Below are 12,922 nucleotides of genomic sequence, written 5' to 3'. Positions count from 1 at the left end.
AAGCTTTCCCACTTCCCGGAAAACCCTTACCTTTGCGGACCAATTCAGAACCCTGAATAAAAAATACAGTACAAATGGCACATCATAAGTCAGCACAGAAGCGGATTCGTCAGGATGCAAAGAAGCGTCTCCACAACCGCTACTACAAAAAATCTACGCGTTCGGCAATTGCTCGTCTGCGTTCACTGGAAGACAAAGCGGAAGCTGAAAAGCAGCTCCCTGCACTGTTCAGCATGATTGACCGTCTGGCCAAGCGCAACCTCTTCCACAGCAACAAAGCTGCCAACCTGAAGTCTGGTCTGGCCCAGTTTGTTAAGACCCTCGGATAGTATCCCTTTAGGGTTTTGAAAATTAAACCCCTTCTCCGCTGCGCGGAGAAGGGGTTTTTGTGTGTGCGGGAAGGCAGGTCGATCAGACCGCTGCCATCATTTTCCGACCCTTCTCTAATTTAGTAATTACAGGTTTACAGCCTGCTCATCTGTGTTCCACCTTGAGGCACATTTATTACGGCAGGCTCTGGCGTTTCACCATACAGTAAACGTCACGGAGCCCCGAGTCGGCCGACGGCCATCAGGATTCTATGCCCAACTTCTCTGAGATATTCCTCACGATGATATCCCCGTGATCCCGGGTATTTTCAATAAAGAGTTTACTGGTTTGCCGTCCGGCGCAGGCCACGCCGGCCATATAGACATTTGGCAGTTGGGTTTCCAGTGTGTCCGGATTGAAGATAGGCTGGCAGGCCTCATCGTCGCCAACGGGAATTCCCAGCCGTTCAAAGAGGTCGTAGCTGGGTTGATAGCCGGTCATGGCCAACACAAAATCATTAGGTAGTGTAAGGGGGCCTTCGGGCGTTTGCAGGTCTACCTCGTTTTCACGAATAGCGGTCACCGTAGTGCCGAAGTAGGCAGGAATACTTCCCTCTTTTATCCGGTTTTCGATGTCTGGCTTAATCCAGTACTTGACACGATCATTAATACGGTCGCTGCGGACAGCCATCGTTACCCTGGCCCCTTTACGCCAGCACTCCAGCGCTGCATCGCAGGCACTGTTGGCTGCTCCGATGACCAGCACATCCTGATCGATGTATGCGTGCGGGTCGTTATAATAGTGCTTTACTTTGGGCAGTTCTTCCCCCGGCACGTCAAGCCAGCGCGGTGTATCATAAAAGCCCGTGGCAACGCAGACCGCAAGGGTGTCGTACACTCCACGGTTGGTCTTAACCCTGTACGCTCCTCCCGTTTGTGGCGACATCCCAACTACCTCTTCGTAGAGGTGTAGCTTCAGGTCCTGAGATTGCACAATCCGGCGATAATATTCCAATGCTTCGGAGCGCGTTGGTTTATCTCCGTGGCTGATGAAGGGGATGTCATGAATTTCCAGCTTCAGTGAAGTGCTGAAAAAAGTCATGTTGGTCGGAAAATTAAAGAGGCTGTTCACGATCACTCCTTTTTCAAGGATGAGGTATCGCAAACCGGCTTTCCGGGCACTTACCCCGGCGTTGAGGCCCGAAGGGCCACCGCCAATAATTATCAGGTCGTAAGCTGGAGAGGTCATAGAATCAATTGGCAGAAAGGTGCGGGAAAAATTGGGCGGGCAGACTTGTCAGTACAACTCATTTTCCCGCCTTTCTCAAAAGACATTTCCGGGGCCGAATTGTTTGCTTTTGCGCCTCCGTTCTGGATCGTACTTTTGCGCTATGTCCAGCCCCTACCCTTCCATGATTGATGATTTACGTCGTCAGTTCCTCGACCGTCTCGCCGCTACTTTTTCGGATCGGGAACCTCGTGGCCTTTATGCCCCCATCGACTACATTCTTGATCTTGGTGGCAAACGGGTCCGCCCGCTGGTCGCTCTGCTTGCCGCCAGAATGTTTGGTGATGAAGACCTGAACAAAAGTATGCCGGTAGCGCTGGCGGTGGAGGTTTTTCACAACTTTACTTTGCTGCATGATGACATCATGGACGACAGCCCCCTGCGGCGCGGGCAAATGACCGTTCACGAAAAATGGGACATCAATACGGGGATTCTTAGCGGAGACCTCATGCTCATTCAGGCCTACCAGTACCTCTGCGAATGCCCCAACAAAGCTGCCCTGCCGGAAATGCTCTGTACATTCAACCGGGTCGCGACGGGAGTCTGTGAAGGGCAGCAGTACGATGTGGATTTCGAAGCCCGCCAGGACGTCACCATCGGGGAGTACCTGAAAATGATTGAGCTGAAAACGGCCGTTTTGCTGGGCGGAGCTTTGGAATTAGGGGCGCTCGCCGCAGGTGCAAAGAAGGAGGACGCCGACCATCTCTATGCCTTCGGCCGACTCACCGGACTCGCCTTTCAACTACAGGATGACCTTCTGGACACCTTCGGAGACAGCAAAGTAACCGGCAAACGGACGGGGAACGACATCATCCGCAACAAGAAAACCTTCCTGTTCCTGAAAGCGCTGGAACTCCTCGGTAAAGAAGACAAGGACGAGCTGAATGCCTGGTTTGCTGACAGCCCTGCTGACCCCGCGAACAAGGTCATCCGCGTTACCGACATGATGGCCCGGGCGGGAATTCCGCAGGCCGTAGCGGAGCTACGCGACCAATACCAGGCGGATGCCTACGCCCACCTCGATGCTGCCGGTGGAGACCCCGGGGTAAAAGCGGTACTGCGAGCACTGGCGGAGAGTTTGCTGCAACGGGAAAGCTGATCTGCCCGCCAGCGCAGTATAACTTCAGTTTTGAAATGTCTTAAAAGAGGCCCCTTCCTCCCCCTGGCTCAGGGGATCTGGGAGTAGCCGAATACTTTTGTTACACTGCACTAATGCCCCCGTTAAAATATCCGTACATCTGGTAAAAAAACAGCCCGACACCGGCAATAATCAGGTAGACGTTAACTGACCGGTAGAAAGCATCGTAGCTCTTCGCTTTTTGCCATCTGGTGATGATAAAAACAATGGGAATGAGCGCAGCAATCTGCCCTAGTTCCACCCCAAGATTAAAGGAGACGATCTTCGCCAGAAACTGATTGCCCCCTATGTCGAATGATTGAAGCCGGGTAGAGAGCCCGAAGCCATGAATGAGTCCGAAAAAAAAGACCATCAGCAGCAAATCGGGGGATTTCAGCTTGAGTTTTTCAAAGCCTCCCAGGTTTTCAAATCCTTTATAGAGTACACTTAGCGCGATGACAGCGTCAATCAGGTGTTCATCCGCTTTGATGCCCAGGGAAGTCGCTCCAACCAGGGTGATGCTGTGTCCGATGGTAAAAATCGTAATGAAACGGACAATATCCCTGAAGCCACTCAGGTAAAAGATGACACCGGCCAGAAAGAGCAGGTGATCATAGCCCGTTATCATGTGCCTGGCTCCAACCAGAATATAGGCCAGCAATCCACCATTACTCAGGGTTTCCTGATCGGCGGAACTCACTCCGTGGGCAGCGAGCAGGGCTGGCAGGAGAACGAACAGCAGGCCAAGAGGGAGTTGGATTTTCAATTTTCCCATCCCTTTATGACTTCCGGTTAAAGAAAAAGAACAATCCGGCGAGCAGCACTAAGCTACCACCCCAAAAGAAGTAAGAAGGAACCCCCGCCTCTTCGCCATGAGAATGGCTGTGCTCATCTCCTTCCCCGTGAATATGCGTGCCCTCTCCGTGGCTATGCCCAATCTCAAAAGTGAGTGTTGCCCAATTTGATTCGTGGGTAAGGCCCGGCTCACTGGATTCTGCGAGATGAATGGTGTGCAGGTACCAGACTCCCTCATTGGCCATGGGGAGAATAAGTTCGCCTTCAGCATTTGTTCGCACCAGATTTGCGGTATGCTGATGTCCCTCCCCTTCCGTTGAAGCGTGGTTATGGTCTCCGCCTTCAGCATGCGTATGGCTATCGGCATGGTCATGCGCGTTTCTGGAATCTACGCTTACCAGTTGATGGCCCAAGGGTTCTCCTTGCCATAAAAGCTTGACCCTGAATATATCTCCGGGGTGAAGGTCATAGGGGTTCACCAAAGGAATAAATTCAATGGGGTAGCCAAGTTCCGTTTGCCAGTCTTTCGTCTTTTTATCTCCTACCTGAAAAATAGTCTTCACGTGCTTGGAATATCTCTCTACGGCATCCTGATCGAGGGCATTGTTTTCCTTCCGCCAACTAAGTACATCCAGTATTCCACCGTGTTCGAGGTAATCGTTGAACGCTCCGGCATCCATGGCAAAATCACGGGACTTTGTGGATACACCCGCCACCCAGGTCGCGGGTGCTCCTGTATTGAAGCTGAGTAAAGTCATGTTTTCCCGCTCGCTCCATTGGGTAGTATCCGGGTGGATTCGCTCTCCGTTACCCACGAGGCTTACGTCAATCATCCGGTTGCGGTCGATCGAATTCTCGCTATTCTCAATAGTTCCGTTAAACAGTTTAATGGTTGCGGGGCGATCAGCGTCCAGAAAGTACGAATCCAGTTTCAGGTACATATCGTGACTGCTGAGGAGTACAACAGCGATCAGCAGGCTAAGTAGTCTTCTCATAATGGGTAGTGCAGGGTAAACTTAAATGATTGAGATTACACCTACGTAAAGAAGACCGTACTGGTTTACCCAGTCAGTTTCAGAGGAACAACTTCCCGTTCAGCCAGGTATCTTCCATGATCGCTTCCTGAGCATCATAAAACTTCATGGCCTCCTTATTCGTGTTAACGACCTGCCACTTTAATAATTTACAACCGGTTTCCCGACCGACCTGTTTGAGCCCATCCCAGAGTTGTTGCCCAATCCCTTTTCGACGATAGGCCGGTTGCAGCACAAAATCTTCGAGGTAAATCATCCGTCCTTTCCAAGTGGAGTAAGAAAAATAATAGAGTGCCATACCGATGACTGTTCCCTCATCTTCTGCTACGAGCGCCCGATAAAAGTCGGCTTTGAAATCTTTCTCATAAGCATCGATCGTAGCCGTAAACTTATCTGATTCGCCAACGTAGGCGGCAAGTTCCGCCACCAGGCTATGCAGTGCGGGTACGTCTTCCAATTTAGCGGGACGGATAGAAATGGACATAAGTTTTACTTTAAAAATTAACGAACCAGGAGGCGACGGACAAGAGATTGACCATCCGGCAGGCCAACCCTCAGGACAAGCCATCCCCGGGGCGTAGATTCGGGCAGGGAGAGGCTACCGTCCGGAGATGTTTGTCCGCGGAACAAGGCCCGGCCACTGGCATCATACAGTACATAATCGTGGTTAGCATTGGCCATCCCGCGGAGACGGAGCTCGCCGCCGGCGTTAACGGGGTTAGGGGATAAAAGAATATCTCTCCGGTCCGCTACTTCGCCCAGGCTGACCGCCTGAACATCAACCAGGGACTTAAACAATTCGATAGTCCGGGTAACTGCTGGCACGACACAACCTCCGTGGTTCTGAGGGCCTCCCGTTTCCAGGAGTACGGAAGTACTTCCGTTGGCGCGCATCACGGAATCGGCCAGTATAGAATTCCGGAAGGGTACTTGCTCGTCTTCTGTGCAATAGAAAATAACGGTAGGGGCCTCCGGTGCCCAGTCATAGGTATCATTATCGATCAGCGCCTGGATGATGGCCGAGCTCGTGTCCCGATCCGCCAGCACCTGCAGGATAGAATCCTGGAAGATGTTCCCCAGCATGGCATTATTTTCCCCGAGTAGCCGCTCCAGTTCGGCATTGAATTGAGCCAGTGAAAGCTCTTCTGCAGAGAATTGGCGAATGGGGGTAAGGTAGGGTTCCACAAAGGCATCTCCCAGATCGTTAAACAGTCCATATATGGAATTATAGGCGATGTAGGTATAGGCAATATATCCAGGCAGGGTGGCCTGCCCCTCGGCGAACAGCGTACTCAACATTACCTCGGAGATGCTGTATGGTCCGGAGAGGTGGGTGGCCGCCGTTACCGTCAGTTCGTCCTGCCCTGGGTTCCGCTGCAGGTCACGGTGAAGGGCCTGGGTGGCGTGGCCTCCCTGACTGTAGCCCGTGAGAAATAATTGGCCATTCTGTGGAATTTCCTGCTCTTCCAGCCAGGACCTAACCGCCAGGAGCATATCTCTACCCGCACTGGCTTCCGTTGCTGCGTGCACGTAGGGGTGAATGCCGTCACTTTCTCCCAGACCGAGGTAATCAGGTGAAAGCGTAATAAAGCCACTGGCCGCCAGCCCCTGTGGCAAAAAACGTTCGTTCACACCAGGCGCACTAGGGACAGCGTCCCGTTCACCAACCGTGCCGTGGTTGTAAACAGCCATGGGGAAGATAAAATCGTTGTTATCCGGAATGGACAATAGCCCGCTGGCCGTATCCAACTGGCCAAAAGCATCCGTAGTAGTGTAGACAACTTTGTAGTTGAGGACGTCATACTCTACCTGAATGGGTGACACCAGGTTAAGAATAAAGGCTTGTGTATTGGCCTGTTGTTGCACCCGGACAATCTCCTGAGCGGTCAGGGTAAGCGACATCGACAAAAAAAGCAGAGCTATAATTCTTTTCATAAGGGTGAAAGTAAGAAACGAGATTTTAGGTTTATCTTTAATAATAGTCTTTTGCATAGATTCCCCCGTTTATTTCCGTGAAATAAGGACAGTAAAACCTATCGGGTCTGCGCCCGCAGGGTTTACGCTGCCCTTCCCCTTCAGGACTTAAGCCCCATGACCGTTCCGGTTTACTCAATGTTCTCACCGCTCCGCGACCTAAACCAAGCTATATGCGAATGCCCCTCCTTGCTTTCTGTCTTTTACTCTGCACCTGCGTCTGCGCCCAAATTCCCGTAACGCCTGAATTTGCCGTTTTACTGGACAGTATGGACGTGCGGATCAATCATCCGCTGGATGCCGATTTTCAGCTGCGGCCTAACGTTAAGAACTATTATCACCAGGATCAGCTAACCGTTTACAGTAAGCGCGAAAAGCTGGAAATTCGTTATCACCTTACACCGGAGTCAGAAACGGATGCCTATTACCAGATGCCCCACATGAGAGCGGCCACCCTGGTGATGAACCTGAGCAGTAACGAGGAAGACGCCGTGACCACCGTTCATCGTTTTGGCGAGGAAGAGATGGCTATATTCAATGCCGACTGGGCAAGGATGTATACTTTTCAGCCCAAAAGAAACTACAGTGATCGGGGGCACGCTCAGCTTATCGCCATTTACAAGAAGGGAAGCGGCATGGCATTCGTCGTATTACTATTCCGGGAGGCCCCGGCAACCATTGAAGGCCGACAGCTGGCATTGCGCTTTCGATAAAGCCCTATCCCGGCGGCATAAATAAGCAAATTGGGAAGTGGTTTATTGGCGGTTTTCCGGTCACCAACCCACAAACAGAACAAGATAGTGAGATTTCAGCCCATCCTATTACCCCCAAAATAGTTCAGATAATCAGCCTGTAGAGTCAACAAGTCAGGGGTTTTGTACTTTGTAGCCCTTAAACTCATGATATAAACTACTTCAAACTATCTCATGCGAACGCTTACACTTTGCTGCCTTCTTCTTTTTTCCAGTTTTAGTCTACTGGCCCAGCTTGCTCCCTTTCAGCCCTACCAGCCATTGGTCAAAGAGGCTGATCAGTTTGAACGCTTGATTCACCCGACCATCGCGGACTACTTTCAGCTTGATTCTCCTGCTGCTTTTGCCAAAGCTCTTTTGAAGGCTCCGAAGCAGGTAGCAGCAACCGGCGACAACGAAGTGTTGCTCACGCTCCCCGGCCCGGATGGCGCCTTAGCCACCTTCCGGATTTTCCGGTACCAGATGATCACCGACGAGTTGCAGCGGATGTATCCGGGCTTTGTTACTTTGGAAGGCTGGGACGTAGACGTCCCTCAGCGGAGAGTTTCGCTTAACTGGACGTCGCAGGGCTTCAGTGCCAGCGTTGTGGGCGGAAGGGAAGGCCGGTGGTATGTGGAACCTCTTTACCGGGGGCGAACGGATCTTTACCAGAGCTTTTTCACCGCTAACGTGCCTAATTCTGCTGAAGGCCATGGCTGTGATTTTCAGCCTGATCAGGAAGTACTCGAAGAACTCGCGCAATTTTCGGCGGAGCCGAAGCGAGTGGGCAATTGTCAGCTACAGGAATACGACCTTGCACTGGCCTGCACGGCCAACTACTTCAATCAAATTGCGGGGATAACAACCGATGACACCCCGACGGCTGCTAACCAGGCGGACGTGATTGCCGAGATGATGACGGCCATTAACCGGGTAAATCAGGTTTTCAAACTGGACCTGGCCATTCAGCTCAATATCATTAACCTGCCCACGGTGAATGACGGTGTACAGCTGGTATTCGGAGGCGACACGCTGGCCGATCCCTACAGTGACTTCAGTGGTCTGGCCTTACTGGGTGAAAACCAGACGACCACGGATAACGTTATTGGCACTTCCAACTATGATATTGGTCATGTCTTCAGCACTGGCGGCGGCGGTGTAGCCACGCTTGGCAGCCCCTGTAATAACAGTGTAAAAGCCCGTGGTGTAACGGGCTTACCCAACCCCGTTGGAGATCCTTTTTACATCGACTACGTTGCGCACGAGATTGGCCACCAGTTTGGTGGCACCCACACCTTCAATTCCACGGAGGTTAATTGTTCGCAACGTAGTGCCAACACGGCCTATGAGCCAGGTGGAGGTACTACGATACAGGCATACGCCGGAATATGTGGCCCAATCGCTAACATTCAGCTCAACAGCGATCCTTATTATCATGCGGCCTCCATACAGCAGATTTCCGCTTATATGGAGCTTGGTGGCGGTGCCAGCTGCGCGGACATAACCTCAACGGCCAATACTGAACCAACGGTGGTTGCGGAGGGCAGCGCTTACAGCATCCCGACCAACACACCTTTCGTACTGGATGCCGTGGGAATGGACGGAGACGGAGATGCGCTGACTTACTGCTGGGAGCAATTCGACCTTGGCAGCATAGTGGCCGGTATGCCAACAGGCTTCGAAACGGGCAGCCCCCTGTTTCGATCACTTCCCCCAACTACTGCTTCAGAGCGGTACTTCCCTAATCTGCCGGCCGTTGTTGCCGGAGGAGGCGCTCCCTGGGAGGTGTTACCACGGGTAGCCCGTGACATGACCTTCATTGTTACGGTGCGGGATATTGGCGCGCCCGGAGGCTACGGCTGCACCGTTCAGGATCAAGTAGATATAACGGTCGTAAACACCGGTGAGCAGTATAAAGTAACGGCCCCTGACGGAGGGGAAGCCTGGGTATCGGGCGCAACGGAAACGGTTACCTGGGATGTTGCGGGAACGGACGATGCTGCGGGGATCAATTGTTCTACGGTAGAAATCCTTCTCTCTCTTGATGGTGGTGCCACCTTTGCAACCTCACTGGGGACATTTCCCAACAATGGTTCCGCTACCGTCACGGCCCCAATGGCTACCGAAACGGACGCCCGGATTATGGTCCGCTGTGACGGAAACATTTTCTACGATGTGAGCGATGCGGACTTCAGTATTGAGGACACGGACTTTAGCCTGACCGGCGTAAGTACGAGCGGAAGCACCTGCTCGGGTGGAGACCCCTTAACGGGCTACCAGATTGAAGTAGAAGCCCTGCAGGGTTATGTGGGGACCATCAACCTTACGGCAACGGGGCTGCCGGCTGGCGTAACGGCAACCATCACACCTGCGACCGTCTCTTTTACGGCCGGTGGCAGCGTTAGCCAGTTGGTTGACATTTCACTGAGTGGTGTTAGCAGCCTGGCCGAAGGCACCTATAATTTTGAAATTTCCGGTGAAGATGGTGGCACTCCAAAGACGGTTCCAATGAGCCTTGAGGTCGAAGGAGATTTTGGCATTACTCAACCTACGGATGGTCAGGTCATTCCTGACGATGGCAGTGGCAACAGCAATGTACCGCTGGCTTTTGATCCCGTTCCCGGAGCCAGTAGCTACACCGTGGTTTTACCCGGCGGCAGTACGATCGCATTAGGTAACACCACCAACACAACTCTTTTATTCGGGATGCAACCAGATGGGCTTTTAGTTACCTTTTTTGTACGAACGAATACGGGGTTAGAGTCTTGCCCGATTAGTGTCATCCTGGGAGAAACCGTAGCCAGCGGCACCTCCCTGAGCAGTTCTGACACTGAAGTCAGTACATGTGAAACGCGGGAAACAGAAGGTAACTACGTCGTCACCTTTACGGATGGGGACCTGACCGGGCCTGCTGACCTCACGGTCACCACCGTTATTCCAGGTTTAACCGTAAATCTGACTTCTACTACTTTGAGCGACGGGCAATCCACCCTTATCACACTTGACGGAGAGGAGAACCTGGCTCCGGGCAACTACACGATTACTATTGAAGCTGATGATGGCACGGCGACAGAGACGATTGATCTTAGTTTACTTATCCAGGAGGACGGTGTCGATATTACCAGCCCGGTGCATGAAGGAGAGCTAGTCATCAACCCCGACGGAAGCGGTGTAATTCCCCTTAGGTTCAGTGGCGTTCCCGGGGCGAGCTCCTACATGGCAATCGTAACTTTTCCCACCGGAGGCACCGGTATTGTGGGCGTAAGCCCACCCGGAATAGACCTTACCCTGGGGGGACCGATCAATGACGGAGACGAGTTCAGCATTGCCGTTGAGGCTGACAACGGAGCCATTAGTTGTAATTATGATTTCACCTTCGTTACTGCGCTACCCGTCCAGTGGCTGTCGTTTACAGCAGAAGCTCTGGACAAGTCGGCGGAACTCAACTGGCAGGTCTTGCAGGATGAATCCCATGCGGGCTTCGTCATTGAACGGAGAAGCGATGGGCAACCCGAGTGGCAGTCAATCGGGTATCTGGAGCGAACCAGTGAAGATCGCGAGGCCAATTACCGTTACACAGACCTTTCGGTAAGGGATGGCAACACCTACTATTATCGTCTCCGGCAGGAGGATGAAGACGGGAACTACGCTTACTCCATTATCCGTACGGTAACCTTCACCTACGGAGGAGCTGAAGTGTTCGTATTCCCTAACCCGACGACGGGGCTCATTGACATCAGAGCCGGAGAGGACGCTCCTGAGGAGCTCAACTATCGCCTGTTCAGCCCATTAGGGCAAGTGATCCGTGATGGCAAGCTTCCCGGCAACCAAGCGACGGTAAACTTAAGGGGGCTACCCGCCGGCGTCTACCAGCTGGTTGTTGCGGATGAACAAGATTACCTGCGAACCGTGCGGGTGGTCAAGCGGTAAAGCACCCTGGCAAACGGTAGTGTTGCAGGCGGTAGACTGGATATAGGGTGATAAGAATTTGTAACTCACCAACTTTCAACTTTAGCAGACGAGCGTGTGAAAAGAAAAGGGAAAGTGGTGCTGAATAGGGGAGGGGAAGGGGCAGTGTGAAACACTATCACCGATAGTGTTCAGCGTAAAGTCTAGTTCAATAAACAGATTTTAATATCCATTTACTTGTTTTGTATATAGGTAAAGCGTAAATTAGTAATGTCTTCCTGTCTGACTAGAACCTGAAGTAGTGCCTAAAACGAGAAAACAGATTGCTAATGAACTTCGTATTTCTGTCACAACACTATGGCGAAAGATGCGAGATAGCAACTATCTATCCCTAAAGAATTTGTCTTTCCTGATTAAGAAAAAAATCATGCGCTTTTCAAACTACTTCCGCCAAGGAATGAAAAGTATTTTTTCATGTAAAGTATTATTACACTTATGTTTGCTTAATTCAAAGTGGTTTTATTATAGCTCCGGCGTTTCACTTAGAATACAATCAAAATTCCTGAATTGAGTAAACATTTATTTTCAGATAATTCTATCCATTCTGAATCATCCACCTTAGCTATAAATATTTTCAACCTGTAAAAAACAAAATCATGAGATTAATTATTATTACTTTATTAGTAGGTACACTAATAGTGATCCAGGGTTGTTCAGAAAATGATCAAACTTCTATCGCTACTATAAGCAACTACAATGAGAGTTTGGAATACTCTAATTTGTTAGAAGCATATTGCGCTAGTCTCGTTTCAGACAAAAATGACAGAAAAAGCATATTTAAAGATGCTGACCATCCTTTAAGTAAGTTTACAAAAGATGAAAGAAGTACCTTCAAAAAAGAACATCAGCAGTTAAGGGATTTTAAAAAATCGTCTAGTTACGATTTTAAGAAACAAACCCAAGAAGAGCTATACGCAAAATTTTTAAGCCCTAGGTCTTTAGAATACAAAAAAGCTTTGGAGGGTGCTTTTGCTCAAAGCAGGAGTACCAAAAAAAATCTAGCTACAGCATTAGTTAATTTTAGTAAAGCTTATCCTGAGGTACCTCAAAGCGAGATTTTTTCATCATTCAAAAATGAATCGCAAAGATGCATAGATTAACTCCCAAAACAGTAAAGGTTATCTTAACCTTGTTACTAACAATAACAATAGCTTTCCAAGCAAAATCGGAATGCATTACTGAATTTCGAATCTGTAATTTAGATTGTGATTTAACTGAGCTCTCTGCTAACTTAGATGCTTATTTACAGTTTAGTACTTGCAGTAGTGGCTGTACTCAAATTTCGAATTATTTTGCCCAAGCAGAGTGTTATGATAACTGTGGTGCAGAACTTGATGACATGCTCCTTGGCAATGAAGCAGAGTGGTATGATTGCAGAAGGTCTTTCTGTGCTGAGGAGTTTTGCAGCTGTAATGGAGGTGACGATTGTTCTTATTAAACAACGGTAGTGTAGCTTTGAAAACATCCAACATAGAGATGAATAATATAGTATAACCTTACAAGGTTAACTTTAAAAGGGGCGCAATTGCGATCTGTCCCAAATTTCCAGCGAAAAAAAGACAGCGGGGTTTAGCATCTTCGGGGTGCTAAAATCCATGGAAAATGAGCCACTGTACGCTTCCCCTAAGCCGCAACCACTCTAAAGTAGAAATTCTGATTTAGATTTTCATAGTTTACGGGCGATTTATAACCGATGCTGCTGTGTG

General features: G+C 50.2%; 10 protein-coding genes. 5 read left to right on the top strand and 5 right to left on the bottom strand.

Going from position 1 to position 12,922, the window contains the following annotated elements; all coding sequences use genetic code 11:
* The first annotated feature begins 74 nt into the window (after positions 1-74).
* Positions 75-329 (top strand): 30S ribosomal protein S20, encoded by a 255-nt coding sequence (gene rpsT / locus BM123_RS20140; protein WP_090172285.1) that lies wholly within the window; start codon positions 75-77, stop codon positions 327-329.
* A gap of 241 nt (positions 330-570) precedes the next feature.
* On the opposite strand, the gene BM123_RS20135 is transcribed toward rpsT, so the two are convergent.
* Positions 571-1,557, bottom strand: a complete 987-nt coding sequence (locus BM123_RS20135; protein WP_090172284.1) for a YpdA family putative bacillithiol disulfide reductase — start codon at positions 1,555-1,557, stop codon at positions 571-573.
* Positions 1,558-1,699: 142 nt separating this feature from the next.
* Between BM123_RS20135 and BM123_RS20130 the strand changes: the two genes are divergently transcribed.
* Positions 1,700-2,695 carry a polyprenyl synthetase family protein gene (locus BM123_RS20130; protein WP_090172281.1) on the top strand — a complete coding sequence of 332 codons (996 nt, stop codon included), beginning with the start codon at positions 1,700-1,702 and terminating at the stop codon, positions 2,693-2,695.
* Between the two features lie 100 nt (positions 2,696-2,795).
* On the opposite strand, the gene BM123_RS20125 is transcribed toward BM123_RS20130, so the two are convergent.
* From BM123_RS20125 to BM123_RS20110, 4 genes are all read right to left on the bottom strand, one after another.
* Positions 2,796-3,488: a HupE/UreJ family protein gene (locus BM123_RS20125; protein ID WP_090172279.1), complete on the bottom strand. Its 693-nt coding sequence runs from the start codon at positions 3,486-3,488 to the stop codon at positions 2,796-2,798.
* A gap of 4 nt (positions 3,489-3,492) precedes the next feature.
* Entirely contained in the window at positions 3,493-4,503 is a 1,011-nt protein-coding gene (locus BM123_RS20120) for a DUF4198 domain-containing protein (RefSeq protein WP_090172277.1), read from the bottom strand.
* 79 nt (positions 4,504-4,582) lie between these two features.
* On the bottom strand, positions 4,583-5,026 hold the full coding sequence (locus BM123_RS20115) for a GNAT family N-acetyltransferase (RefSeq protein WP_090172274.1): 444 nt from the start codon (positions 5,024-5,026) through the stop codon (positions 4,583-4,585).
* Positions 5,027-5,043: 17 nt separating this feature from the next.
* The gene (locus tag BM123_RS20110; protein WP_139211990.1) at positions 5,044-6,477 is read right to left on the bottom strand and encodes an alpha/beta hydrolase family protein; all 1,434 of its coding nucleotides are present in this window, start codon (positions 6,475-6,477) and stop codon (positions 5,044-5,046) included.
* 212 nt (positions 6,478-6,689) lie between these two features.
* On the opposite strand from BM123_RS20110, the gene BM123_RS20105 reads away from it, so the two are divergent.
* The 3 genes from BM123_RS20105 (at position 6,690) to BM123_RS20095 (ending at position 12,316) form a co-directional block, all read left to right on the top strand.
* On the top strand, positions 6,690-7,229 hold the full coding sequence (locus BM123_RS20105) for a hypothetical protein (protein ID WP_139211989.1): 540 nt from the start codon (positions 6,690-6,692) through the stop codon (positions 7,227-7,229).
* A 213-nt stretch (positions 7,230-7,442) separates the two neighbouring features.
* The gene (locus BM123_RS20100) at positions 7,443-11,177 is read left to right on the top strand and encodes a zinc-dependent metalloprotease family protein (RefSeq protein ID WP_090172269.1); all 3,735 of its coding nucleotides are present in this window, start codon (positions 7,443-7,445) and stop codon (positions 11,175-11,177) included.
* Positions 11,178-11,812: 635 nt separating this feature from the next.
* The gene (locus BM123_RS20095) at positions 11,813-12,316 is read left to right on the top strand and encodes a hypothetical protein (RefSeq protein WP_090172267.1); all 504 of its coding nucleotides are present in this window, start codon (positions 11,813-11,815) and stop codon (positions 12,314-12,316) included.
* The last annotated feature ends 606 nt before the right edge of the window (positions 12,317-12,922 follow it).

The sequence above is a fragment of the Neolewinella agarilytica genome, assembly GCF_900110645.1.
Classification (GTDB): Bacteria; Bacteroidota; Bacteroidia; order Chitinophagales; family Saprospiraceae; genus Neolewinella; species Neolewinella agarilytica.
Note: the sequence above shows the minus strand (reverse complement) of the source record. Positions and strands in the feature narration are given on the sequence as shown.

Bases quoted from the DNA above. Each gene is read 5' to 3' on its own strand.
- rpsT (WP_090172285.1), top strand. From the start codon at position 75: ATGGCACATCATAAGTCAGCACAGAAGCGGATTCGTCAGGATGCAAAG.
- BM123_RS20135 (WP_090172284.1), bottom strand. From the start codon at position 1,557: ATGACCTCTCCAGCTTACGACCTGATAATTATTGGCGGTGGCCCTTCG.
- BM123_RS20130 (WP_090172281.1), top strand. From the start codon at position 1,700: ATGTCCAGCCCCTACCCTTCCATGATTGATGATTTACGTCGTCAGTTC.
- BM123_RS20125 (WP_090172279.1), bottom strand. From the start codon at position 3,488: ATGGGAAAATTGAAAATCCAACTCCCTCTTGGCCTGCTGTTCGTTCTC.
- BM123_RS20120 (WP_090172277.1), bottom strand. From the start codon at position 4,503: ATGAGAAGACTACTTAGCCTGCTGATCGCTGTTGTACTCCTCAGCAGT.
- BM123_RS20115 (WP_090172274.1), bottom strand. From the start codon at position 5,026: ATGTCCATTTCTATCCGTCCCGCTAAATTGGAAGACGTACCCGCACTG.
- BM123_RS20110 (WP_139211990.1), bottom strand. From the start codon at position 6,477: ATGAAAAGAATTATAGCTCTGCTTTTTTTGTCGATGTCGCTTACCCTG.
- BM123_RS20105 (WP_139211989.1), top strand. From the start codon at position 6,690: ATGCGAATGCCCCTCCTTGCTTTCTGTCTTTTACTCTGCACCTGCGTC.
- BM123_RS20100 (WP_090172269.1), top strand. From the start codon at position 7,443: ATGCGAACGCTTACACTTTGCTGCCTTCTTCTTTTTTCCAGTTTTAGT.
- BM123_RS20095 (WP_090172267.1), top strand. From the start codon at position 11,813: ATGAGATTAATTATTATTACTTTATTAGTAGGTACACTAATAGTGATC.